General features: G+C 47.4%; 18 protein-coding genes. 15 read left to right on the top strand and 3 right to left on the bottom strand.

Annotation, left to right across the window (positions count from 1 at the left end; genetic code table 11):
* Window positions 1-8: 8 nt before the first annotated feature.
* Complete coding sequence (locus tag AAC022_RS19245; RefSeq protein WP_339733635.1) at window positions 9-1,208, top strand: formylglycine-generating enzyme family protein; 1,200 nt, start codon at window positions 9-11, stop codon at window positions 1,206-1,208.
* Between the two features lie 38 nt (window positions 1,209-1,246).
* On the opposite strand, the gene AAC022_RS19240 is transcribed toward AAC022_RS19245, so the two are convergent.
* The gene (locus AAC022_RS19240) at window positions 1,247-2,152 is read right to left on the bottom strand and encodes a glycosyltransferase family 2 protein (protein WP_339733634.1); all 906 of its coding nucleotides are present in this window, start codon (window positions 2,150-2,152) and stop codon (window positions 1,247-1,249) included.
* Between the two features lie 133 nt (window positions 2,153-2,285).
* Here AAC022_RS19240 and AAC022_RS19235 point away from each other — a divergent pair, with 133 nt between their 5' ends.
* The 4 genes from AAC022_RS19235 to AAC022_RS19220 all read left to right on the top strand — a co-directional run bounded on the left by AAC022_RS19235 (window position 2,286) and on the right by AAC022_RS19220 (window position 7,367).
* Window positions 2,286-3,755 carry a glycosyltransferase family 39 protein gene (locus AAC022_RS19235; protein WP_339733633.1) on the top strand — a complete coding sequence of 490 codons (1,470 nt, stop codon included), beginning with the start codon at window positions 2,286-2,288 and terminating at the stop codon, window positions 3,753-3,755.
* 2 nt (window positions 3,756-3,757) lie between these two features.
* On the top strand, window positions 3,758-5,608 hold the full coding sequence (locus AAC022_RS19230; RefSeq protein WP_339733632.1) for a glycosyltransferase family 39 protein: 1,851 nt from the start codon (window positions 3,758-3,760) through the stop codon (window positions 5,606-5,608).
* A 252-nt stretch (window positions 5,609-5,860) separates the two neighbouring features.
* Complete coding sequence (locus AAC022_RS19225) at window positions 5,861-6,418, top strand: hypothetical protein (RefSeq protein WP_339733631.1); 558 nt, start codon at window positions 5,861-5,863, stop codon at window positions 6,416-6,418.
* A gap of 34 nt (window positions 6,419-6,452) precedes the next feature.
* Window positions 6,453-7,367, top strand: a complete 915-nt coding sequence (locus tag AAC022_RS19220; RefSeq protein WP_339733630.1) for a dienelactone hydrolase family protein — start codon at window positions 6,453-6,455, stop codon at window positions 7,365-7,367.
* 1,104 nt (window positions 7,368-8,471) lie between these two features.
* On the opposite strand, the gene AAC022_RS19215 is transcribed toward AAC022_RS19220, so the two are convergent.
* Together AAC022_RS19215 and AAC022_RS19210 are read right to left on the bottom strand one after the other, a co-directional pair.
* A complete protein-coding gene (locus AAC022_RS19215; RefSeq protein WP_339733629.1) occupies window positions 8,472-10,961 on the bottom strand; it encodes a DUF1592 domain-containing protein in 2,490 nt (829 codons plus the stop codon).
* 32 nt (window positions 10,962-10,993) lie between these two features.
* On the bottom strand, window positions 10,994-12,196 hold the full coding sequence (locus AAC022_RS19210) for a DUF1552 domain-containing protein (RefSeq protein WP_339733628.1): 1,203 nt from the start codon (window positions 12,194-12,196) through the stop codon (window positions 10,994-10,996).
* 666 nt (window positions 12,197-12,862) lie between these two features.
* Between AAC022_RS19210 and AAC022_RS19205 the strand changes: the two genes are divergently transcribed.
* The 10 genes from AAC022_RS19205 to AAC022_RS19160 all read left to right on the top strand — a co-directional run bounded on the left by AAC022_RS19205 (window position 12,863) and on the right by AAC022_RS19160 (window position 23,800).
* Window positions 12,863-13,837 carry a Gfo/Idh/MocA family oxidoreductase gene (locus tag AAC022_RS19205; RefSeq protein WP_339733627.1) on the top strand — a complete coding sequence of 325 codons (975 nt, stop codon included), beginning with the start codon at window positions 12,863-12,865 and terminating at the stop codon, window positions 13,835-13,837.
* Window positions 13,838-14,046: 209 nt separating this feature from the next.
* The gene (locus AAC022_RS19200; protein ID WP_339733626.1) at window positions 14,047-14,370 is read left to right on the top strand and encodes a hypothetical protein; all 324 of its coding nucleotides are present in this window, start codon (window positions 14,047-14,049) and stop codon (window positions 14,368-14,370) included.
* Entirely contained in the window at window positions 14,345-15,142 is a 798-nt protein-coding gene (locus AAC022_RS19195) for a cobaltochelatase subunit CobN (protein ID WP_339733625.1), read from the top strand. Before AAC022_RS19200 ends, AAC022_RS19195 begins: the two co-directional genes overlap by 26 nt.
* A gap of 311 nt (window positions 15,143-15,453) precedes the next feature.
* Window positions 15,454-16,422 carry a DUF1559 domain-containing protein gene (locus AAC022_RS19190; protein ID WP_339733624.1) on the top strand — a complete coding sequence of 323 codons (969 nt, stop codon included), beginning with the start codon at window positions 15,454-15,456 and terminating at the stop codon, window positions 16,420-16,422.
* A 222-nt stretch (window positions 16,423-16,644) separates the two neighbouring features.
* Window positions 16,645-16,905, top strand: coding sequence for a hypothetical protein (locus AAC022_RS19185; protein WP_339733623.1), 261 nt, complete (start codon window positions 16,645-16,647; stop codon window positions 16,903-16,905).
* Window positions 16,906-17,051: 146 nt separating this feature from the next.
* Window positions 17,052-18,338, top strand: coding sequence for a DUF58 domain-containing protein (locus AAC022_RS19180; protein ID WP_339733622.1), 1,287 nt, complete (start codon window positions 17,052-17,054; stop codon window positions 18,336-18,338).
* A complete protein-coding gene (locus tag AAC022_RS19175; protein ID WP_339733621.1) occupies window positions 18,328-20,667 on the top strand; it encodes a transglutaminase-like domain-containing protein in 2,340 nt (779 codons plus the stop codon). Before AAC022_RS19180 ends, AAC022_RS19175 begins: the two co-directional genes overlap by 11 nt.
* Before the next feature lie 38 nt (window positions 20,668-20,705).
* On the top strand, window positions 20,706-21,692 hold the full coding sequence (locus AAC022_RS19170; protein WP_339733620.1) for a MoxR family ATPase: 987 nt from the start codon (window positions 20,706-20,708) through the stop codon (window positions 21,690-21,692).
* A gap of 234 nt (window positions 21,693-21,926) precedes the next feature.
* The gene (locus AAC022_RS19165; protein ID WP_339733619.1) at window positions 21,927-22,211 is read left to right on the top strand and encodes a hypothetical protein; all 285 of its coding nucleotides are present in this window, start codon (window positions 21,927-21,929) and stop codon (window positions 22,209-22,211) included.
* A 50-nt stretch (window positions 22,212-22,261) separates the two neighbouring features.
* The gene (locus AAC022_RS19160; protein WP_339733618.1) at window positions 22,262-23,800 is read left to right on the top strand and encodes a permease; all 1,539 of its coding nucleotides are present in this window, start codon (window positions 22,262-22,264) and stop codon (window positions 23,798-23,800) included.
* Window positions 23,801-23,893 lie beyond the last annotated feature (93 nt).

The following is a 23,893-nucleotide window of genomic DNA, read 5'->3' as shown; positions in this document are numbered from 1 at the left end:
TGCGGCAAATGCAAAATCAAAACGATCTGAATCAAAACAACTTTATTAAGAATTCCAAATCAGGTCATACCAATAGCAGAAGCAAGACCAGAAAACGCATTATGGTCATGGGGCTCACCCTGTTTTTTCTGGGGGATTTAATCTGTTTTGCCTGGGTGATGCGACCAGAATCAACCAAAATTCCTTCGCCTGCCATTGCGCCTTTTTCAGAAGCACAGGCGGCTGTCTTCCAGGCCGACTGGGGGCTTCATTTGAAGGTTCCTGAATCAATGCAAAATACACTTGAGATGCGTTTTGCATTGATTCCTCCCGGCACATTTATAATGGGTGCCGGCCCCAATGAAAAAGCGGTCAAAATGCGTGAGCAACCTCAACATGAAGTCTCTCTTTCGAAACCGTATTATCTTTGTGTGCATGAAGTCTCTTTGAAAGATTTCAGGCAGTTTGTGGATGACACAAAATATCAGATTGATCCGCGCCGTGATGCAGCAGGAGTGTCCCAGGCAAATCTCAGTGCAGGGAATTGGGTCGAAGATGCCATTCATCCCTGGGAAAAAGTGGGATTTGAACAGGATGAAACACATCCGGTTGTGAATGTTACCTGGTTTGACGCGATGGCTTTTTGCCGCTGGTTAAGCGAAAAAGAAAATCGTACCTATCGACTTCCCTATGAGGCGGAATGGGAATTTGCCTGTCGGGCGGGGACAGAAACCGTGTTCAATACCGGTAATAGCCTGTGGTACTATGGCCCCATGGAGAATCACTCTGACCAGACAGTCAACCCGGGACTCATTGTTCACATGCAGGATGCCTCTCCCTGGAAGGACGGATATGCTAATACATCCCCCGTCGGCACTTTTCCCCAAAACCATTTTGGACTGTTCGATACACACGGAAATGTTCGCGAATGGTGTATGGACTGGTGTGACGAGGAGTATTATTCTCATTCCCCCAAAGTTGATCCGCAGGGGCCACAAACGGGATCGTCCAGAGTCTTACGAGGTGGGTGTTGGGGGAGTAACGAGTATTATTGCCGTTCCGGAAGACGAATGGAGCGCGCTCCCGGATCAAGAAATGTGCGCAATGGATTTCGCATTCTATGTGAAATCAATCCTGAATCTGATTTCGGTGATTACGAGGTTTGCCATACACTGCACCGTGATCCTCGTTGGTGGTATGAATCCAAGATTGGGGAAGAAAAAGAATGACCGCATCAATATGCGGATGTCCGCATTTTGCGTATTTATTAGCTCTGGCGTTGCTTGACAATTAAGTCGGCCAGCATGCCAGCAACCAGAATCATGAGCCCGGTCACAATTAAAATTACGTCGGAATCTGTGATCCCTAAATCGGGTGAATAAAAGATATGATAAGACGCTCGCAGAACTCCGATTGCTCCCAGTGAAAATGCCAATGGTGCCAGAACTCTGAGGGGTCTGAAATAGGTGATCATTCTGAGGACGGTCAGGAAATATTGTAGTGTATCGTGAATGGGATGGAATTTTGATTTGCCAATGCGTTTTCGATAAGTGACTGGAATGTATTTAACGGAGTGCCCATTACACATGAACGCGAGTGTCATTGAAGTCACGCAAGAAAAACCATCCGGGATAACCCAGAGGTAATTTCGCATTAGATCCCGTTTGAAAATTTTCAGACCTGTATTCAAATCGGGGATTTTTTTTCCGCTGACAATTTCCGCCAACTTGCGTATGCTCCATTTGATCGGAACCCGCAGGAATTTGATGGTACCTTGCTCGCTGGTTCTCGCGCCATTAACCTGATCATAGTCCGGGAAATATGATAGCAGTTCTGGAAGAGAGCTGGGATCATAGCTCCCATCGGCATCCAGCATGGCAATTAATTTCCCCTGTGATTCACGGATCCCCGTTTTACGGCTGGCACCGGATCCGCCGTTCTCAACACGTTTGACTACACGAACTCCACTCAGAGAAGCTTTGGCAGCAGTGTTATCACTAGAGCAGTCATCAACAACCAGAATTTCCCATTTCCCACTCCATTCTGCCATGGCGTTTCGGATTTCAGCGATCAGTGACTCAATCGCATTTTCTTCATTGTATGCCGGGAGCAAGATTGTCAGATCCAGGGGAGAATTGTCTTTTTGAGAATTGCAATCAATGATTTCAGGCATTGTGGTTTGCTTTTGGAGAATCTGAATGTTTGTATTATTAGTTCTAGACATTTTACTGTATGATCTTGAAATGTATATGCTGTTTGTATCTTGGATGTTCATATCAGAATAAATAGACACAAGAAGAGTATTTATGAACTCGGGCGCGAAATGGTTTCTGGGAGGCCTGCTTCTCCTCTCATTAATATTAAATTTGTGGAACAATGATTTCCCTGTGGGTTACCACGGAGACGAACCCAAGAAAGTTCGATTCACACTCAACTACGAGCAGGATTTTCATATTCCGATATTAATGCTCCAGTTGGCTCGTTTGGGAAATCTGCTTTGCGGCTTTGAAGATGAACGTGTTGTTTTGATCGGTCGCTGGGTGTCTGCACTTTCCGGAGTCATTATCGTGTTCTTTTCATTCTTGTTTGCAAAGAGAACGATGAATGACCGCTGGGCATTACTTGTGACAGCGGGAGTGGCGGTTTCCCCGATTCTTGTCGTTCATGCCCATTACATGAAAGAAGATATGTTGTTCACTGCCTGCGCCATGGCAGCCTTATGGTTTATTCTCAAATTCATCGATCATCCCCACTGGAAAACAGCGATTCCCCTAGGCATTACAACGGGCCTGGCATGGTCGGCACATTATAAGTCTGCCTTGTTAGTTCTCATCGCTGTTTTGATTCCCCTTCTGATTTCAATTCCCAAAAAACTAAGTTACTACGGCTATTTAATTGCCGCCGGTTTTTTGGGAATTTATGTGTTCTTAAGTGTGAACTATCCGATTCTGGAAGCTCCTGAAATATTCCTTGAGGGGGTCAGGCATGAAGGGGCTCATGCTGCAACAGGACACTCAATTTCTGTTTCTCCTTTAGAGCATTGGTTTTCCTTTCATCTCTTCAATAGCGTCATTCCAGGTTTAACACTTTCGGTCACGTTGTTAGCAGTGACAGGAATAATCGTTCTGTTTTTCTGGTGGAAGGAGACACAGGATGTCGATCGTCTGTTTCTACTGTTTGTTGTTTTTTATTATTTGATTCCCGAAATTTCTCCTTCCAAACCTCCGCCAGGTTATTCCCGCTACATTCTGCAGATTGCTCCCGCCATGATTTATTTTTCAGTCCGAGGGATTCAGCTCTTGTCGAATCATTTCGAAAACAGCTATGCCAGAAAAGGCCTCGTATTATTATTGGGCATCAGCTTGAGCATCTCCTTTGGAGACACGTTACAACTGGATTATTATATGAATTGGAAACATGATACACGACAGCAGGCAGCGGAATGGCTTTCCCAAACGGGGGGAAAACCGTTTTTCGAACAGTATGCTGCTGCAAAAAACGATGTCCGGTCGATCGGTGATTTCACTCCGGAAGAACTCCGAAATCAAGGGTATGATTTTGTCGTCGCCAGTGATTTTCGTTATGAACGATATTACCGTGGTGCCATAACTTCCGGGCAGGACGAATACATATACAATCGGCATCGGCAATATGAAGAATGGTTTACTTTTCCTTTTGTCGAGATCAGACCAGTGTATCGCAGTTTCGCATTCAGCAATCCAACCGTGCGTATTATAGATCTACGTCCTGCTCAGAAACTGGCTGAAAGTAAGTAAAAGTGACTTCATCAAACAGCACAGCTCATCCTTCAGCAATTGTGTCTCCGCAAATGGTCCCCTGTCTTGTTGGGGGATTACTTGCGGTTCAGGCACTCCTCCTGGGGTATCTGGCGATACGGCAAAGTCCTAATGCCAATGAACCAGGACATTTGGCAGCTGGGGTCAGTAACTGGCAATCAGGTCGCTTTGAGCTGTATCGTGTGAATCCCCCCTTGATTCGAATGACAGGTGCATTTCCAGTAATCATGGCTGGTATGAAAACAGACTGGGACGCTTTCTACGAAGGTCCCGAAGCACGTCCTATATTTACAATTGGCCCCGCTTTTATGAAGGCAAATGGCGAACGCTCGTTTTGGATCATGACACTGGCACGCTGGGCGTGTATCCCCTTCAGCCTGCTTGGTGGTCTGGTCTGTTTTTTCTGGGCGCGTGCGCTCTATGGAGATACTTCAGGATTGCTTGCTCTTACGTTGTGGGTTTTCAGTCCCAATATGCTGGCGCATGGTGCGTTTATCACACCCGATGCGGGGGCCACGGCAATGGCCGTGGCTACAGCCTGGCTGTTTTGGCGATGGTTACAGCATCCGACCTGGGGACGCGCGATTGCTGCGGGATGTCTGCTGGGGCTTGCTGAACTGACAAAATTTACCCTGATTTTGTTTTTCGGTCTCTGGCCGTGCCTTTGGCTTTTTTGGTTGTGTTTTCCGCGTTATACGGAGACAAAACTCTCTGTCTGGCGTCAGGGAGCCCAGTTGGCCGTCCTGCTGTTGCTTGCTTTGCATATTCTGAATCTGGGCTATGGATATGACGGGGCATTCAAGCCACTCGGCAAATATGAATTCATCAGTGCTACTTTAAGAGGTCCTGCTACAGATATGAACAAGGGCCAGACCGGCAATCGATTTACGGGGACATGGCTGGAGCATATCCCAGTGCCATTACCGGCTCAGTATGTCATTGGAATCGATATTCAAAAGCAGGACTTTGAACGAGAACGCCAGACGTTTTTTCGAGGAAAACTTTATCCCCATGGCTTCTGGTATTACTACCTCTATGCGCTGGCGATCAAGGTTCCTCTAGGTGTCTGGCTTCTGACGCTACTGGCTGCTGTATACACCTTATTTCAGATTCAACGCGGGCAGGGGGACAATTGGAGAGATGAAATAGTCCTCCTCGCACCGCTGATGCTGCTCTTCGTCTTCGTGAGTTCTGAAACCGATTACAATGCCCATCTACGATATATACTGCCAATTTTCCCCTTTGGAATCATCTGGATCAGTAAATCTGCCCAGATCATCATATCTTTCAAATCGTATCGATCACTGGTGATTGCAGTACCACTACTCTGGTCGGTTGCGTCAAGTTTATGGATTTATCCACACAGCCTCGCTTATTTTAACGAATTGATCGGCGGTCCTTCGCAGGGTTATCGTCATCTGATCAATAGCAACCTTGACTGGGGACAAGATTTGCATGACTTGAAACGCTGGTTGGAACAGCACCCCAGTTCGGAACCATTTTATCTTGCTTATTATGGCTTATTTGCACCGCAGGTCGCTGGTATTGAATTTCAGCTTCCCCCCGAATGGCCAGAGGGAGTTGATGACCTCAAGGATTCAGCGAATAGATCTCTCGTCCCCGGACGTTACGCCATTAGTGTGAATCACATATATGGTCTGGATACACTGCCGCCCTTTAATGCAGCGGGAGAGAAGCAATATGTGGACGAGTCTGCCTACAGGTACTTCCTGGATTTAGAACCAGTCGCGCGTGCTGGATATTCAATCCACATTTATGAGATTTCTCAGGCTGATATTGATCTTTTAAAAGCGAAAAGACACAAAAAATGAATTAGGGAACGCAAGTCAGGCATAAATCTGTTTCAGTAGTATGGTGGGATCAAGTGATCTGTCTTTCAGGTGTCAGATCTGAATTATGAGTGATTGTGAAGCAAGAAGGTGAGAGTAATGTTTTTTCTCAAAAAGTATCATCGTCAGATTGGAATCTTATTAACATTATTCTGCATCACCGGATGTGGGGAACCTCCCAGGACTGTCACAGATGAGACGGCCGCCTATTGGGTGCTCAGCAAAAAAGGAAGTGTGACTGTTTTTTTAGATGGTCGTTCTAAACATGCAAAAAAATTAGAACAGTTGCCAGCCGAGCATTTTTTAATTCGGGCGATTCAGCTCATAAAAAAAGATAACCTTCAATCTGAAGAAATGAAGGAAATCTCAGGGCTGAAACAACTCTATAGTCTCAATCTGTCTCGCACTAACATTGATGATCGTGCGATTTTAAATCTTACGAATTTGCCTCAACTCAGAACGCTCAATCTTTCTGAGACCAGTGTGGCTGACGCTGGTTTAGAATCGATTGGGCAATTTGAAAAATTGAAAACCCTTGACCTATCGAAAACGAAAATTGACGGGTCTGGACTGGGTGGTTTAAGTGGCTGTAAGAAACTGACAGAACTGAATTTAAGTGGCACCAGTCTCCGCCCCACTCATTTGAACTTGCTAAAGGGGTTTACCAACCTGATCAAGTTGGATGTGTCGAATACCTATATGAACGATCAAGATGTTGGTGAATTAAAACAATCCTTGAAATACTGTGAAATCATCACAAAGCCGGAACCAGAATCTGCTAAAAGAAAGTAGCTCATTGTGAATAGAGTGAAATGTTATTTCCTGTTTGACTGAAATACCAACTCGTCGTATCACAGAATATGGTTTCCCCGAAATGAATAGATCAGATTCTAACAACACAAACGCATCAGGTCACAATGTTTCGAATCTGGATATCAGATTTCTGTTGATTTGTCTTTCAGTACAACTGTTGATCAATCTATTAATACTTCCTTTTATCTGGGAGGAGAACGCAGGGCAGGCCAGGGGAAAACTAAGATATATCTCCCCTGAAGTAATCGCACATTTTGCCAAAAATCAAGTGCTCTTAGACACACCGGAAGGGCAATCCTCACTCAATTATCGATTAATGAAACCGAAAATGAATACTACCAAAACGAAATACCCTCTGGTCATTTTTCTGCATGGAGCAGGGAGCCGTGGGGACGATAACAGGATACCATTAGGTTCACTTCCGACTCAATTATCACGTAAAGCCTGGAGAGAGAAATACTCGTGTTATGTGCTTGTTCCCCAGTGTCCACGAGAACGCTGGTGGGAAGAGTTGGATATGATTGAGTTACTGTACGCTGCTTTAGAAAAAACGATGAATGAGTATGAGAACATAAATCGCAGTCGGATTTATCTGATCGGGCTTTCCATGGGAGGGAACGGCTGCTGGAGCTTTGCTGCCTACGAACCAGATATCTTTGCAGGAGTTGCTCCTTTTTGTGGTCAGGCTGATCCTGCGACGGCTTCTTTGCTTACAAAGATCCCTTTCTGGGTCGTACATGGAGATGCAGATAATGTTATTGACGTTTCTTCTTCAAGAAATATGGTCGAAGCGATTCAGAAAAAAAATGGAAATATCATTTATCATGAATTACCAGGAGTTGGACATAACTGCTGGAGTGAGGCGTTTCAAGAACCAAGTGCGATGATGGAATGGATGTTTCAACAGCAAAAGAAGATTACAAGGTAAGAAAAAGTTTCTGGTTCCGAAGCCAATACGTTTTATGTCTGTGAAATCTGCAGTCCTGTTTGCCACGCATTCCCTTCATTTTCGCGCGAGTTCTCGCTAGTGGAAAAGCCAATCGTATTCGTCGATGAGATCATCGAGTCCGGACTATTGAAACGAGTCCTGGCACAGACCGAAACTCAATATTCCAACTCGCTCATCGAATTATGGTTGCGCGTGCTTAAGCACTAATGGCTTTATTTGAATGAACTGGATTCTGCGCAAATGATCGAGAAACTGATCGTGTTCACTATGGAGCAACAAAACACGCATTTATCACATTTCGCGTTCCAAGGGCAGACGCCTGACGAGATGTACTTTGGATCCGGTAAAGAGATACCGCGGCAACTTCAGGAGGTACGACTCGCGGCGAGAGAATCACGGATGGATGCGAAACGAGCTGAGATCTGTCGGATGTGTGAGGAACTTCTTACGGTCAGTAGTTGAGTGTGCGAGGTGCAGAGTTTGGATGGATGGTCCGCGCAATTCATGATCTGCTACGGAAGCTTCATCCTAAAATCGCTGCCATGCTGTTTGTCCCGACATTCTTGCGCGAGTTCTCGCACTTGGGAATAGTCCAGTCCTTTCGGCAATGAAACACAGGGATCATTGCCACCCGAAATGGCTCTTGCAAGGTGAACAGCGACCACAGGGTGAATTCGCCGTTGGAGATCACGAACTGCGCACTGGCAACCACTAAAAGCTGAGGGGACTCATTCGACTATACTACCGAGTAGCTCAAATCTTTGTGGCACTTTTGTGGCATTCCTTTTTGCCTTAAATGAATTATTACGTAATAATAGTTCTTGACGGTCTGTAGAATAAGTCTATTATTACGGACTCAAACACATGGGAAGCCCGGCAACAAATGAGCGTTCAGAGAATCCCCCTCTCTCCGCATCCAAAGAACGATGGCTCGCATCCTCACATAAATTAGGGGGGTTTGCGAGCCATCGTTTTTTTGTGCCCCCACTTGTCCCGTTTTTGTCCCTGTGCAGAAACGCCTGATTTGTACCTGACGCAACTTTGCTCCTAGCAGGCCTAGGGACTACAAATTTGCTGATTGTTTCATCGCGATCGTAAGATTTGGGAAGTCATGACTTCGATCACGATTGTTTGCAGACCGTAGTGTTTGGCTTTCACACGTTTCAGTATGTCTTCGATCTCGAACTGGTCGGACCGTTCCATCTGTCGTCCGGTTGAGTAGGTGAGTAGCTTCTCGATAAGACAGAGGGCGAACTGATCAAGTCGGTTTTCGAGCAGCACATGTTTAAAGCTCGCAAAATCAGTGAATGTTTCGCCAGAAGGAAGTTTGCCTGTCGGATCGACCTTTGGACCGACTCCTTTTCTTTTCGGTTTGGGGTACTTGTCTCGCCACCGGCCGATGGGGCCAAATGATTCAAGTGCGTGACCGTGTGGATCGATGTTTCGATGACAGACGTAACACGTTTGGTCCGTGCTGTGTTTTGCCAGTCTATCACGAATTGTCGTTGCTCCACTGACATCAGCCTCGATGGCAGGCACTTCGTCCGGCGGAGGTGGTGATGGTGTTCCGAATATATTTTCGAGAACCCAGACACCTCGCGTTACCGGAGAGGTATCGACGCCATTGGCGCTGACCGTCAGGACGCCAGCCATGCCTAACAACCCTCCACGCTGCTTGGTCCCAGTGAGCTTGACCCGTTGAAAGCCATCATTCAGTCGTAGCGTGTCTTTCTCTGGTAACCGGTAGAGATTGGCCAATTTCTTGTCAACAAATGTATAATCAGCGTCCAGAAAATTCGCCACAGATCCGTTCTCGTCAAGCAGGGAACGGAAAAACAATCGTGCCTCCTGTTTCATTGATTCAGGCAAGTTCTGAGCGTAGTATTCCCAGGCAGTTTTTCGTGGTGGAGGCAGATCACCGATTGCTCGAAGATTGAGCCAGCTGTCAAGAAAACCATTGACGAATTCATTAGAGCGCGGATCTTTTAGCAGACGTAGAACCTGCTTGTTCAATTCATCCTTATCCTTCAAGCGACCAGAAGCGGCCGCGGCGAACAATTCTTCATCAGGCGGTGCTGTCCATAAAGCATAGGAAAGACGGGACGCAAGATCATACGGGTGTAACTCGAGCTCATCCTCTGGAGTAATTTCGCTGAGGTATAAAAACGAGGGAGAGCATAGTATCATCTTCAATGTATCAAGAGCCGCTTGACGTGGCGTCGCTTGCTCGGACAATCGCTGTTCGTAGAGCACTTTGATCCGCCGTTGATCGGATTCGTTCAACGGACGCCGATAGGCTTTTTTTGCAAAGACAAAGAGTTGTTCAAAAGCATGGTCTTCCTGAAACCCATGATTCCCGAATACCGCGACTTCTTCTTTGCTGCCGACTGGTTCTGTAATCGGACCATGGATTTTGATTTCGCCGATCCTGATATGAGGCAGCTTTCCCTCGCGAAGCAGAGCCTTCCGGCTGACACCGGTATCCGGATTCTTAAATTCATCTTTGTAGCGTTTGTTGACTGAGATGACCGATGCCCGCGACTCATAAGGTCCGTTTGGAAAAATGAAGCGAGGTGTCTGTCCCACTTCAAGCCAGACACGAAAGTTCAACCACTCTGGTTTGTCATCCGGAACAACATCGCTTGCCAGGATCGGTTCGATCGATTGGGGATAATGGATATGTCCCTTCTTCACATCACCGGGAACCACGGCCAATTGAAAGGGTTCTGAAAAGTCGATGCGGAAAATCTTGGGATCGTAGTGAGTATCGCGGTGCATCGCTTGAGCATGAACTTGAATGTCATAAAGTCCTGAGACCGGTACACCCGCCAGGAAATCTTCGATGTGCCCATAGCCACCTTGACGCGTGTCTGTGTTGGGCTGTTCGTAGAGACAGAGATACCGATATTTGAAGACACTTCGATGAGAGCCCGACAGTTCTTCGTACTGTTTGAAATTGTCAGTGAAGTGCCACGACTTTGGTTTCATCACAGGTTTTCCAAGACGAGCCTCGACCAGCCGGGATGCTGCTTGAAAATACTGATCCAACAGGAATCCGGAAGTCACCAGCGACTCACCGATATTGTCCATGTGCTGACTGGTCTCTTCCTGCGGGAAGTCCGCAGTTAATCCCAGTGTGTCGACACGACGACCAAACAGAGTCGCCAGGGTATTTTCATATTCGCGATTGGAAAGTCGACGCATGATGGTGCGTCCCCCAGTGCTTTCAAATTGGCTTCGTGCTTCCTGAATGCTATCTCGCAAGGCACCGATTAAAACGAGTCTCTCTTCATCGGTCGGCTGGTCCGATTCTTCTGGTGGCATCTTCCGAAGTGTGACCTGATCGATAATTCCATCGGCGGTGATCAGCTGCTGCTCAGTTTTGATTGGCAGTGAAAACGATTCAAACTCGCGCTCACCATCGGCGGTCGCGATGTCATGGCACTGAAGACAGTATTTACCCAAAAGCCTGGTGACTGCCGCATTGTGCTTGTTCTGCGTCTCTTCCGCAGAGCAAGGCGACAGCAGGGAAACGCCGATAGCTAATCCGCAAACGACGCGAAATGCTCTCATCCGGATCGCCTTAAAGAATTGCGTATTCATCGTTAGGAAAACTTTCCGGTGCTCGTTCCGAATGATTCCTTCTCAACGCCCATTTTCTGAGCGATATCAAGGTAAAGGTTGCACAACGGGACCTTGCCCGGGCCTTTAGAGGGGGCTTTCTTGAATTCACCACTCCCATACCCGCCTCCAGCCAGAATGATTGGTAAGTCTGAGTTGGTGTGTGAGTTTGCGCTCCCCATGCCGCTGCCGAACAGTACCGCGGTCGAATCAAGTAGTGTTTTCTCCCCATCTGGTATGCCAGCCAGACGGGTCAAAAATTTCCCAAATTGTTTGAGTTGATATTGCTCAAGAGTGACCAGGTGCGCGATCGCCTCTGCGTCATTACCGTGATGCGACAGACCATGATAGGATTTATTAATACCCAAGTGTTGTGGCAAAAAGCTGCCGCCAATTTCAAGTGTTGCGATACGTGTTGAATCTGTCTGCAACGCGAGCGCGATCAACTCGTAGAGCATGGGCAGGTCCTCAACCGTGTTCTTATCGGCGGGCTTGTCGAATGGCGCCTTCGGCTTAGGCTGATCAGCCCAGACCTGGCGGAGCTTCAGTCGTTTTTCGACATCGCGAATGGAACTGAAATACTCATCCAGTTTCGCTTTGTCTTCACTATTCACTCGTTTCGAAAGGGAACGAGCCTCGTCGTGAATCGAATCAAGAATCGACGCTTGCAGTGAATTCTCCTTCACTTTCTGTACCTGAAGTTGTCGCGAATCCGCCATGAATAATTGGTCAAATAATTCCGCCGGCCCCGTAATCGGTGGAACCCGAACCCCTGACTTCGTCCATGAAAGTTGGCAGCCACCGTGGATCCCGCCTTCAGACCCGACCGTGAGCGACGGAAATCGTGTCTGATTTCCGACTTCATCAGCGATGAATTGATCAATGGTGACGTTGCCGTCTGTGCGGTTCTTGGACTCGTGATGGAGCAAACCCGACAGAAACGTATGCACGGCAAAGTGACCACCGCGAAGTCCATGATCGAGTCCGCGATAGACCGTAAGCTGATCACGATTCGCTGCAAGAGGTTTAAGCAACGGCGTCTCTTCAAACGCTTTGCCTGCTTTCTCAGGAAAAAAATGCTTCTGTTGAAAACCGAGTAAGTTACCGACGGCAACAAACCTTTGAGCACCTGCACCCGCCCCGCGAGACTCGGTAATCGTTGAATTACCTGCAAGTGAGCCCGTCATCAAAGATGGCAGACCAGGCAAAGCAAGAGATCCGGCAACAGACCGAATTATAAATCGACGGCGATTGATTGTATTGTTCATGCGAGCAGTCTGTTCAATATCAAAAGGAAACTTTGAATCCTCTTAAAAGTCTCGGCGTTTGAAAATCGCTTCAATAAGCGGCTATGAGGACTTTCAATACGCACAAAGCCTAATCAAGAGCCTTAACCTGACATATATTATGTTACCCGAAACGGGGGCGCAACACCATGGATCTTTGCAGCAAGTCACCCAATAACACCTGTGATCCGTGTTGTGAGTCCGGTACAATTATCGGCATTATCGTAATTAATTGATCAATGAATCGGTGCGTTCTGAGTGAGTTAGCCATGGAGGTAGCCCAAGGTGAGAGTCCGATCAGTAAAGTAATCAGTGCCTTCGATCGTCGGGTACTAATAGACTGTCGCACGTTAAGTCTCGTAGCCAATAGATCTTTGACAACAAACTCTGCTGAAAGCACTGACATGAGTCCGAGCAGGTATACCGTGAATGGCTGTTGGTTTCTAACCTGATAATTTTAGTGTCGTTGAGCCTTGATGGTGAAATTAGATTTTCTATATTGTAAAGCCACCTGCAAATCCTGCGTCTATCTGCGAATAAAATATCAATCAAACCTGAGGATAACCGATGCCTACAAAGAGTTTTAAGCCGGTAAAAATAGGTGTCATTGGCTTGGGTCGGTTTGGGCGATTGCATTCATTGACGTTATCTCGGCTGGCAGAAGCGGAACTGGTGGGGGTGGTGGCGCGTCGGCAGGAGAGCCTTGCCGCAATCAGCAAAGAACTTCCCGATGTGCCAGGGTGGACGAATCTGACTCAGGCGATTGAGGAGTCTGGCGCAGAGGCGTGGGTTGTCGCCTGTACGACGCAGTCACACGTGACTGTCGCGCGAGAACTCCTCGAACGTGACAAAGTGGTGCTGTTGGAAAAGCCGATTGCAGATAGTCTGGAAGAAGCAGAAAGCCTTGCTCCACTGGTGCGGCTCGATTCCAGTAACCTGATGATAGGACACATCGTGCTGTTTAACAGCGAGTATCAAGAGCTGCGGGAGGTCGCCCGCGAACGTGGCTCGATTTCTTATATTGATTGCGTACGACATCGACCGGCGAGCATTATTGAGAACTTTCCAGGCGAGAACCCATTACATGCTGCGATGGTGCATGACCTGTATGCGACACAGGTGTTACTCGATCGTGCGGAACCGGATCATTTCAGTGCACAATTTCATCGAACAGCCACAGGCGACATTGATCTGGCTCTGGCACAACTCAAGTGGAACGGCGGTCCGGTGGCATCGTTTGCTGCCTCGTATTTAACTCCCGCAGGGATGCCGCCGCGCGGGTTTGATAGAACCGAAGTGTTTGGTGTGGGTTGGTCTGCTCGCATTGAACCTAACCCACGACCGATATCTGTCTGGGACAGTGAAGCCTCCTGGCCTCTGGCGTTGGAAGTGCGTGCCAACCCACCCAGCGGAATGATGGCTGAGGAGTTGCGTTGCTTCTGTCGGGTTGTGCGTAACGTGGAAGCAGTGCCCACCGGGGCGACCTACTCAGATGCAATGCAGGTACAACGCTGGATGGAGAAGCTGAATGCGTTTGTCTAACCAGCAGAATGGCGATTAAGCTTCCAGTACTTTAGTTTTGACAATCCAGTTTCCTTCCGCAGATCGCTCAATGTCAATCGTGGGTGACAGCTTTGCTGTTTGTCACAACCTTCCAGATATTTTTGCGCGAATTCTCGCTCCTGGGAATAGTCAATTACTTTCGGCAACGAAACGCAGGACATCATCTCCGTCCGAAAGACTCTTCCAAGGTGGGACATCGATTTCGGGATGAAGCCGCCGCTAGAGATCACGAACTGCGCACGGCGATGCTGGGAGAGCAGGGAGTCGATCAACTTCTGTCTGCGCTGGGTAAAGAGACAGACCAGGACTCAATGGAGTGCCGACAGGATCTGGCCCGGCAGTTTGTCACTGAAGTTCTCGTCGGAAACTTAATAACGGAAACGCTCTTCAGTGAAAAAGAACGTACAAAAATCCAGGCAGCCTTGAAAGAAGAAAAAGAAACATTCCCAAAACCAAGGGCGAAAACCGGACGGTCTCTCTGGTGCAATGCAAAAAAAGAACAATTCGGATAGCTCACAGCAACCTGAAAGTAAGGCCCAGTCACCCTCTGATTCGCAGAATTCGCACAAACGGAAGAAAGAACGACAAGAAACAAAACAAGACGATCAGTCGTACGACTTCGATTCATCACAAAGAATTTTCAACATACCGAATTTCGTTCGTGAGGGAACAGCACAGACGGAACAGGCATTGAAAGCAGGAGGCGCCTCAGCCAGGGACGACTGGAATGTGATGCAGCCTGTGGCGATCAGTAAGGACATGTGGGATGAAACCTACCGTGTCTACATTGAAGATAAGCATGACTTAAAAATGCGGGAGTACTTCGAAGAAAATAATCCGTATGCCTTACAAGATATGACAGCAGTAATGCTGGAGACAGCCCGGAAAGGTTACTGGTCACCAGAAAAAGAAGTTTTACAGAGACTGGCTGAAGTCCATACGGAACTGTTAGCCGAATATGGGGCAGCCTGCTCGTATGAAACTTGTGGCAATCAAGCCTTTCACAAATTCCTGAATCAGCAACTGAACGCTCCGGGCAACGAAACAAGCCCCCAGACACTGTCTGACTACCAGCTTGCTTTATCATCAGCACTTCAGCCGACACAATCTCTGCCCGAAGTTGAGGGGATTGAAATGAGCGAAGTGCGCGAAGAGATGATTGAAACAGAGAATTTTCCAGACAGGAACCCGGCCCTGGTGATCCTGTTGTGCTTTGTATTCCTGAGTATTGGATTTTGCTCCAGCATTTTGAGAGCGCAAAACGAAACGGAATCATTGAAGTAGACCTACAGGAACAGCACGAATTCTAGTTAAAAAAGGCCCCATTCTGCGTTTCTGAATGGGGCAAACACTTCCCTTGCGCATTGGGACTGATTGATCCCTCTTACTTCCCCCCCAAACCGATCCTGCCGTTGCTCCCCACTGCCGCAGCTAAGAGTACTATTTCTTAAAAACACATCAATGCAACTGTTTTGCATTTGCATCTACCTGGCTATTAATGATATTGTGCATTTTATAGCGACTCAGTATCAGGCAAGCCATCGCAACACGCCGGATTTAATTTTGATTATTCGCAGATCCTTCCTGGAGGAAAGATGAACAGAAAACACCGGGGCTTTACGCTCATCGAATTACTGGTCGTGATTGCCATCATCGCGATCTTACTTGCTCTGCTGCTCCCAGCGGTCCAGATGGCGCGAGAAGCTGCGAGACGGACACAGTGTAAAAACAATCTGAAGCAGATGGGGTTGGCGTTACACAATTATTACGAAACTCACTCCCGACTGCCGCTGTTAGCATCCGATTCACTTTATGGCTATTCACCTTCTGCCCAGCTGCTCCCGTATATCGACCAGGCAAATCTGCATAACCTGATTGACTTCAGAGAGCCTCTCCTGTCAGGCTCCCCCTGGGCAGCAGCACTGAATCCTGCTCTGGTGCATGTCGTCAAGCAGACCATCCCGATTTTCATGTGCCCCAGCGACGCCGGTAATGTATTTTATACCGATTCCAACGGGGCTGTGTGGGCTGGCTCCAATTACATGGTCAATGGTGGTTCCGGACTTAACACTCAGTATTGTACGACTGAAAACGATGGCCTGTTCTGGCGGGGCTCGTCCACGCGTCTGCGTGATGTTACAGACGGAACAACAAATACGATCTTTATGGCGGAAACCTTGTTTGGAGACAGAGGCCCCGACACAACAATGCTGTTAAATCCTGATCGTCAAATGAAACGTGTCAGTGGCGGCGGTCCCTGTTCTGCAATCTCTGATGATCTGGTTTCCAGAGCAGCTACAAGATATGAGGGTGGGCGTGCGAGTACGTGGATCCAGGGTCTGGGTTACAGCACTCTGGTACATGGTTATCTTCCGCCTAATTCATTTTCTCCTGATGTAGTTCACCATGGAGAGATTGTATCGGGAGCACGGAGTCTGCATGTAGGCGGTGCCAATATTCTTCTCTGCGATGGAAGTGTTCGCTTTTTAGGTGAAAACATCGACCTGGAAACATTGCGCAACCTGTTTAACCGAGCTGATGGCAAAGTCCTCGGCGAATTTTAGTTAACCAGATCCCCATTTTTACTGACGGCGTAGCTCGTTTTATTTTTGTATTCCTATTCGTTGATTTTGCCAATGTATTTTTTTACGCAACTAACAGATTCCGTTTGTTTCTTCTGTGCTTTACTTGTGTGTTTCTGCCTGGTCATCGGCTGCTCCATGAACGAGAGACCTCAAGAAGAACCAGCTTCCATCGTGGCACCAGATGTTCTGGAGATTGATAGCATGAAATGGCAGAAAGAAACATCCATCGGAAACAGCGACGGAATTTTGCTGACACACTATTTTAAATCAAATCCCAGTATGGTCGGAAGTCCTGAGTTGCATGGCACTCCTGAAGTTTACCATGGGGCTAAACACAGACGGCGTTTTTACTGGATTAAAAACACGTTGAATAAAATATCCTGGAGCTGCGTGGAATATAAAGATGGATCTTTTCTGTTATCTGAAGGGCAAGGAAGCCCTTTTCATAATCCACCACAGTAGCCTGGATACCGATTCACCCTGATGCACTCTCAACGATATTACAATCATTTTGCATTACCACATTAACTTACATTAGACATGTGAAAATAATTGGCCAGCAATGTGTGAGCCGATCTGAATATCCCTTTCTGAGCTGCAGGTGCTTTATGTCAGAGTTTGATGAACAAGAGACGAAATTAAAGCTTGAATATGATGATTCGGTCTTACGCTCATTAAATCAACTGCTGCACCATGACTTCTGCCCCCAATACAATCAATGGGTTGACTGGATGAAGAATCCATTCTGGTGCCTGGCAATCAGTATTCTTACAGCGTTTGTTTGTGGTTTACTGGTCAATTCCACGATTCTTTATATTGCCGCTGCGATTTCATTAATCATACTGGTTGGCGTACTGTGGCCTTGGATCAGTGTGAAGGGCCTTTCCGCCGAACTCTCATTCAATAAGATTCGCACAAAATGCGGCGAATCAGTGAGCACCAGTCTGATCGTGAAAAACAACTGGCCCTGGCCTGCCTGGGGTGTTTACCTGCGACATCCATTTTCAGAACACTCAGACCACTTGTGTGAAGTTGCTATTGAGTGTATCCCGGGTTGGGAAACAACTGAGTATACCTGGGAATTTATCCCCAGAAAACGAGGCGTTTATTCAACAAAAACGGCATTCCTGGAGACGGCGTTCCCGTTTGGATTGTTTAAAAGGAGAATCCCGCTTTCTGTCGAATCCGTTCTGATCGTCTGGCCTGAAATATCACAACTGGCTTTCATGCCAGAGCTCAGGGAGGTCAGTTCCAGCGAAGATCGTTTTGCATCTCATCGTGCAGGTGATTATGGTGACGTGATTGGCACCAGACAGTTTCGCCTGGGAGATTCTTTGAGGCGGGTTCACTGGGCACAATCTGCCAGGCAGGGTCAAATGATTGTCACAGAACGCCAAGCTGCAGCCGTCTGCGCAATGAGAGTGATTCCCGACATCCATCAGTCGAACTATCAAAGCGAAAACCGGGATTCCCTGGAGGCCGTAATTCGAATCACGGCAAGTATCTGCAGTTCCCTTTTAAAACAACATGCATGCGTTGAATGTCTTGTGGGAAACAAACTGTTTCGCTGTGATGGTAACCACAAAGAACTGCAAAAACTGCTTGATGAACTTGCTCGTGTTCCAGTTGATGGTCTTCAGGCCACTAGCCAATTGATTGCAAATTCTCCAATGCCCCAGTTCGTAATCACGAACACGAAAGGATACATGAAGAATACGCAGGGGTCGCACTCTCGTTATCACTCGAAAATGATTGTCGTTCAGGATTCGCCGCAGCAAGAATTCGAGAATGATCCTGCCTGCCAATGCGAACCATGGATTCGGTTACACAGCCCGGAAGAAAGTCGGGAAAATACATTCTCTGATCGCTGGAAGAAAGCCTGCTATGCAAGCTGAACCGAAAACGATACCCGAAAGCCGTATCCTGCATTTCGTAACCATCGCGATGGTATTGACGGGGGCTTTGGCTTTGTCAATATCTGACGCAAATGGCAGATATTCACATTTCTGGATTGGATTCAACTTTCTGATGGAAGCCACTGTGGCGTTACTGGGCACGCGGTATTTCGCATCTCTGAAAAGAAAACATGTCGCGGAGTCATCTGTTTCTTTGATTTTGTTAGCCATTATGCTGCTGAGTCTGGTATGGGAACCGATCAGACGCACTTTTTTAGGCGAAGGCAGACTCTTCGAGTTGATCTTGATGTTCGCAGTCAAGAACACCATTTTAGTGATGGCTGCAGCCGGTTGCTGGAAGAAATACCAACAGTTTGCCACCTGGGGATCGATCTTTTTAATTATCAGTGCCGCAACCTCTTATTCCAGCACTGATATGGTCATCCTCGTGGGGCTGGAACTGATGCTGGGGTTTTTCTGGCTGTTTTATTCCTACTGGAACAGTCTCAGAGTAGCTCTAATCCCGGCTGTAAAGAAGCAGAGCCTGGGCAAATATCTGATGTTGTCCACACTCGCATTGATTCTGTTTTTGATCGTCTCGTTTTCCGGAGAAAATCCGGTCGTCCATGCCTTTAAGGGAATCATGCCCAGTTCCGGTGGAGATAGTCGAGGCGATCTCTACGCCAGGGACGGACTCGGCGATGGCGAGCTGCTGGTTGCAGGAAAATATGATATCCGCAGCTTTGCGCCCCTCGAAAATGCGCCATTCATGTCATCAGACACCCCCAGTCTCTATGACATCATGTTCGATACCTACAACGAGGAAGGCGAAATTTCGAAAAATATTGACCGCGCCATCGGCTTAAAAATGCAGGATCAGAACATTGAGGAAAAAGAACTGCCTGATTCGGAAAATATAAACCGCCACTTCTCCACTGCAAGAAAAGAAAAGCCCGCACAACAGAATTCGGCAGAAGGCATTCAATCAGACGCACTGCTGCATGTATCTGGCAGAACTCCCCTGCATCTTAGAATGGATACGTACGACATTTTCGATGGAGTGAATTGGTTCAGCGAGCCATTAAATGCAGATTTCAAGAAACATTTTTCCCTGAAAGAACGCTTTGAAAAACCATATATCGTTGTGAGCACAAAAGCGCAGACCCTGGCTCAGGAATGCAGAAATGAACTCCATGTCATCACCAATAATCACTTGAAATCAAATCAGCTCCCCGCTCCACTGCACCTGAAAGAGATTCATATTGATTTAGTGGACCGAGTCGACATGTTCGACTGGTATCAGGAAAGTATTGTGAAGCTCGATCGTAAGGAATTACCCCGGCTGGTTCCCATCCACCTGATTAGCCATTTTCCGGACCGAAAACAGATTGAGTATCACGATGCCAAATACGCCGCCTTGTCCCACCAGCAGAAACACTATGTTGCCTTGCCAGAACTGCCAGTAATGTCAGAAATCAAAAAACGGGCAGAAGATCTGGTAACCGGAGTGGAGAACGACTGGGAAAGGATCAGATGCATCGAGCAATTTCATCGCAATCATTTTCAACACGATCGTACGATAACCTATGATGGAAAGCAGGCGCTTCCCCTCCGTCAGTTCTTGTTTGAACGCAAAGCGGGCCCGGACTATCTGATTGCCTCGTCTGCTGCCTTGATGCTCCGATCTCTGGGATATTCGACAAGGCTGGTGAGTGGATTTTATGCCAGCCCGAATGATTATGATTTGAAATCCGATCACACACCTGTTCATTCTGATGACGTGCATTTTTGGGTGGAAGTTAAAATAGGCCTCGGTGCTGCCGATTGGTGCACGATTGAACCAACGGCAGGATACACCGTTCTGGGGCCACCACTGTCGTTATACGAAAGAACGGTTGAAGCACTTCTGGCTATCTCAGGCTGGATTCAGATCCATTTGATTTCATTTTTACTCACCTTGGGTATTCTGATTACCTCATTCTTACTTCGGTATCAGATGACCGATTTTCTGGTGACTGGCTGGCTCAAGGTTTTCCGAACTCAAGATACCAGACGGTTCATTTTCAGAACCTTATGGCTGCTTGAATTGAGAGTGCGTAGTAAAGAGCAGAAACGCCCCGTCACCATGCCCCTCAGCCAGTGGCTGCGGCTGCATGCAGGAAATTTTTCGATCAACACTGCCTGTCTTTTAGAACTGGCTCAATATGTTAACTGGGCCTCCTTTGCTCCGTGTGCATCCGATGATTCGAGTGGCCCCGGAACGGAGCAGATTCGAGACTGTTGTAACAGAATCATCAATGAAGCCTGCTGGAAGAAATATTCTCCTTGAGACTTAGATTCATTCGTATTTTTTAGAGGCAGAGATTTATGTCATCACTTTTAGAAGTCAGCACAAAAATGGAATTTGATCAGGAATATTCCAGAATCGAGCAGTTAAGAGATTCTCTGAATCAGGTTCTGAAAGGGAAAGCAGATGTAATCGATAATGTCATTATCTGCCTGCTTTCAAGAGGCCATCTGCTTCTGGAAGACCATCCCGGACTGGGTAAAACCATGCTGGCAAAATCGCTGGCCAGCATGATAGGAGGCAAGTTTGCCAGAGTGCAATGTACTCCTGATTTACTGCCCAGTGATATTACCGGCTTCAGTATTTTCAATCAGAAGACACATGAATTCGAATTTCGTGAAGGCCCCGTTTTTTCAGATATCATGTTAGCAGATGAAATCAACAGAGCGACTCCCAGAACGCAGAGTGCACTTCTGGAAGCGATGGCAGAAAGACAGGTTACCGTTGATGCGGTCCGCTATCAGTTATCTCAGGACTATTTTGTCATTGCCACACAGAACCCAATCGACCAGCATGGAACCTATCCGCTTCCCGAAGCCCAACTCGACCGATTTTCCATGAAGTTGAGCATCGGGTATCCGGATGAAATCGATGAAATTCAGATACTGGCAGCTGCCATCGAAAACGATTCAGTCACTGCTTCTAAAATGAATTCCGTGTTCGATGAGAAAGAGCTGCTTCAAATACAACAGAAAATCGCGGCAATCTCTGTCGCAGAGCCGGTACAGCGTTATCTGGTTCAGATCGGCAATCTTACCAGATCGCACCCCCAGGTCACACTCGGATTAAGCCCCCGCGGTTTATTGATCTGGCAGAGGGTCGCCCAGGCACGTGCTTTTTTGAATCAGAGGAATTACGTGATTCCTGATGATCTTCTGGAAACGGCAGAACCAGTCCTGAGTGTCCGACTGGGGAATGATCAGTCAGAGAACCGGTTGATCATCGAGGAGATTCTCAATTCCGTTAAGTTACCGGAATATGCCATTCCAAAAACATCTGACATCTGAGTTTGTAAAGGTCCCGTTTACTTTCCTACTGACAATCACTTTTTAAAAGTTCCGATGATGAAATACCATCTCCGTTCAGTCACAATTTTGTACTTATGCGGTTTCTCCTTTTTCCTGCTGTCCGGGTGCACGGAAACGGCACAATCTGGAGTAGAAGATGACCATCTTGAGCACCATATCCCGGAACACAAACCTGATTCATTTTCTGCGACAGTCAAAGAAGTTGATACGCGGATGAGAACGCTTTTAGAAAACAACCATGCGGATACGTACCAGGTCCATAAACAGGAACTCACTGACATCATCTCTTGGATTCCCGAGATGGCAGCAGATAGTGAGCTAAAACATACAGCGTGGAACGAAGTGAAACAGATCTCAGGGAACTTGAAGAATGTCTTCAAGCAGATCGACTTCGAAGATGCCGACGCGAATCTTGTTAATCAATACTTTCTCCTCGTGGATAAGTTGAATCAGTTTTCCGCGCGTTCTGAACCAATCAAGTTCAGTGACTCAAATTAATTACCGGATAATACCTACTTTTTGAATTCATCACTGACAGGAGATCCATCATGATTGAATATATTTTCTGGGGATTCGCACTCCGGTTCGTACAATGCCTGCTGGAAGCAGCCCCCTTTATTCTGGCTGGCCTGTTTATTGCGGCAATCTTTCAGCGTTTTTTTGGCTCAGCAGAAACCAGAAGGTTTTTCGGTGAAGGAACCAAATCTGCTCTGCTTAGAGCCTGGGGCATCGGAATGCTGCTGCCGGTCTGTTCTTTGGGTGTGATCCCCGTTGCTCGGGAGTTGAAAAAAGCGGGATTGGCGGGTGGTACCATCATCGCATTTGCCATGTCTGCCCCACTATTCAACCCGCTCTCACTACTCTATGGTCTAACACTGTCTGAACCGGTTACGATTCTTGCTTTTGCATTCTTCTCACTGTTGATTGTCACTCTGGTGGGAACGATCTGGGACAGATTGTTCCCCGAAAAAACAGAAGTACCCGCCGATGATCAGGCAATCCCTTATGGAATTAAGCGAATCGTCTCAGTCGGTTTCAGCGCTGCCAAAGAAGCTTCGGGGGCGAGCCTGATCTACATCCTGATCGGTCTGGCGGGCGTTGCATTACTGGGTGTATTATTGCCGCAAAGCAGCCTGCAACGATCTGTCAACTACGACAATCCTTATGCTCCCCTACTGATGACCGGCGTCGCCATTCCCGTGTATGCCACTCCCATGCTGGCCATGTCCCAGTTGGGATCCATGTTTCAACATGCCAATTCTGTGGGAGCTGCTTTTATTCTGCTAGTGCTGGGAGCGGGGGTGAACCTGGGACTGGTGACCTGGATCATTCGCAATTACAACTGGAAGAAAGCGCTCGTCTGGTTCTCCCTACTACTACTGATCATTGTCGGACTGGCATATGGAGTGGAAAAACCGCTCTTCCCAACGCATATCGAGCCAGCTGATCACACTCATGCTTTCGACATTTATTGCCAGCCTTTCAGCAAAGGAACGAGCAATTTCTATCAAACCACGAAAGAGAAACTGGGACATGTGATTGACCCCTATGAAATTTATTCCGCGATCATTCTGGTTAGTATGATCCTGGTGGGATTTGTCCTGAGGTTCTTTGACCGTGACTCCCGCATCGAAACCTGGCTGAAAAAAACGGAGCCTGTTCGTTCCAGCAAATATGACATCGTGCTCCCGGGGCCGGTCCTGGGACTACTGATCCTCGTCGGTCTGATTATCTCCAGCGGTGTCGGCTGCTTTTCCTTTTATCCAGCTCCGGATGTGGTCTGCGAGGAAATGACGATCGCAAAAACAGAGGCTCTTTCCGGCGCGCTGTCTGGAAACAAATCGCATTCGAAATACTGGATCGAAATCTACGATGACTGGACACGCAAGCTGGAAGTGGGCGTCTATTTAAGAAAACTGAATCTCAGTGAATATCATCATTGGAAAGCGCAACTTCTACGGGAAAAACTGGAACTGCTGGAACACGAAATCGAAGATGAAGAACACGAGGAAGTCAGACGGCTGGTTTCTGATATACACCATACACATCGGCGGATGGTTGATGCATACCTGAGAGACTTAAACTGAGTTCGCGTATCCTTGTCACTATTTCAGAACCGACTTCACGATTAAGGGGCTAGATCGCTGACCACCATGAAAGGTGGTCAGCCTACAGGAATT

Origin of the sequence: uncultured Gimesia sp., from assembly GCF_963976445.1 — a bacterium.
Lineage (GTDB): Bacteria > Planctomycetota > Planctomycetia > Planctomycetales > Planctomycetaceae > Gimesia.
The sequence above is the reverse complement of the archived record's forward strand: the minus strand, read 5'-3'. Positions and strand labels throughout refer to the sequence as shown.

What these genes read in the sequence shown, in the direction of transcription:
- AAC022_RS19245 (WP_339733635.1), top strand. Translation starts at nt 9, where the DNA reads ATGCAAAATCAAAACGATCTGAATCAAAACAACTTTATTAAGAATTCC.
- AAC022_RS19240 (WP_339733634.1), bottom strand. Translation starts at nt 2,152, where the DNA reads ATGCCTGAAATCATTGATTGCAATTCTCAAAAAGACAATTCTCCCCTG.
- AAC022_RS19235 (WP_339733633.1), top strand. Translation starts at nt 2,286, where the DNA reads ATGAACTCGGGCGCGAAATGGTTTCTGGGAGGCCTGCTTCTCCTCTCA.
- AAC022_RS19215 (WP_339733629.1), bottom strand. Translation starts at nt 10,961, where the DNA reads ATGAGAGCATTTCGCGTCGTTTGCGGATTAGCTATCGGCGTTTCCCTG.
- AAC022_RS19210 (WP_339733628.1), bottom strand. Translation starts at nt 12,196, where the DNA reads ATGACGGGCTCACTTGCAGGTAATTCAACGATTACCGAGTCTCGCGGG.
- AAC022_RS19205 (WP_339733627.1), top strand. Translation starts at nt 12,863, where the DNA reads ATGCCTACAAAGAGTTTTAAGCCGGTAAAAATAGGTGTCATTGGCTTG.
- AAC022_RS19195 (WP_339733625.1), top strand. Translation starts at nt 14,345, where the DNA reads ATGCAAAAAAAGAACAATTCGGATAGCTCACAGCAACCTGAAAGTAAG.
- AAC022_RS19190 (WP_339733624.1), top strand. Translation starts at nt 15,454, where the DNA reads ATGAACAGAAAACACCGGGGCTTTACGCTCATCGAATTACTGGTCGTG.
- AAC022_RS19185 (WP_339733623.1), top strand. Translation starts at nt 16,645, where the DNA reads ATGAAATGGCAGAAAGAAACATCCATCGGAAACAGCGACGGAATTTTG.
- AAC022_RS19180 (WP_339733622.1), top strand. Translation starts at nt 17,052, where the DNA reads ATGTCAGAGTTTGATGAACAAGAGACGAAATTAAAGCTTGAATATGAT.
- AAC022_RS19175 (WP_339733621.1), top strand. Translation starts at nt 18,328, where the DNA reads ATGCAAGCTGAACCGAAAACGATACCCGAAAGCCGTATCCTGCATTTC.
- AAC022_RS19170 (WP_339733620.1), top strand. Translation starts at nt 20,706, where the DNA reads ATGTCATCACTTTTAGAAGTCAGCACAAAAATGGAATTTGATCAGGAA.
- AAC022_RS19165 (WP_339733619.1), top strand. Translation starts at nt 21,927, where the DNA reads ATGAGAACGCTTTTAGAAAACAACCATGCGGATACGTACCAGGTCCAT.
- AAC022_RS19160 (WP_339733618.1), top strand. Translation starts at nt 22,262, where the DNA reads ATGATTGAATATATTTTCTGGGGATTCGCACTCCGGTTCGTACAATGC.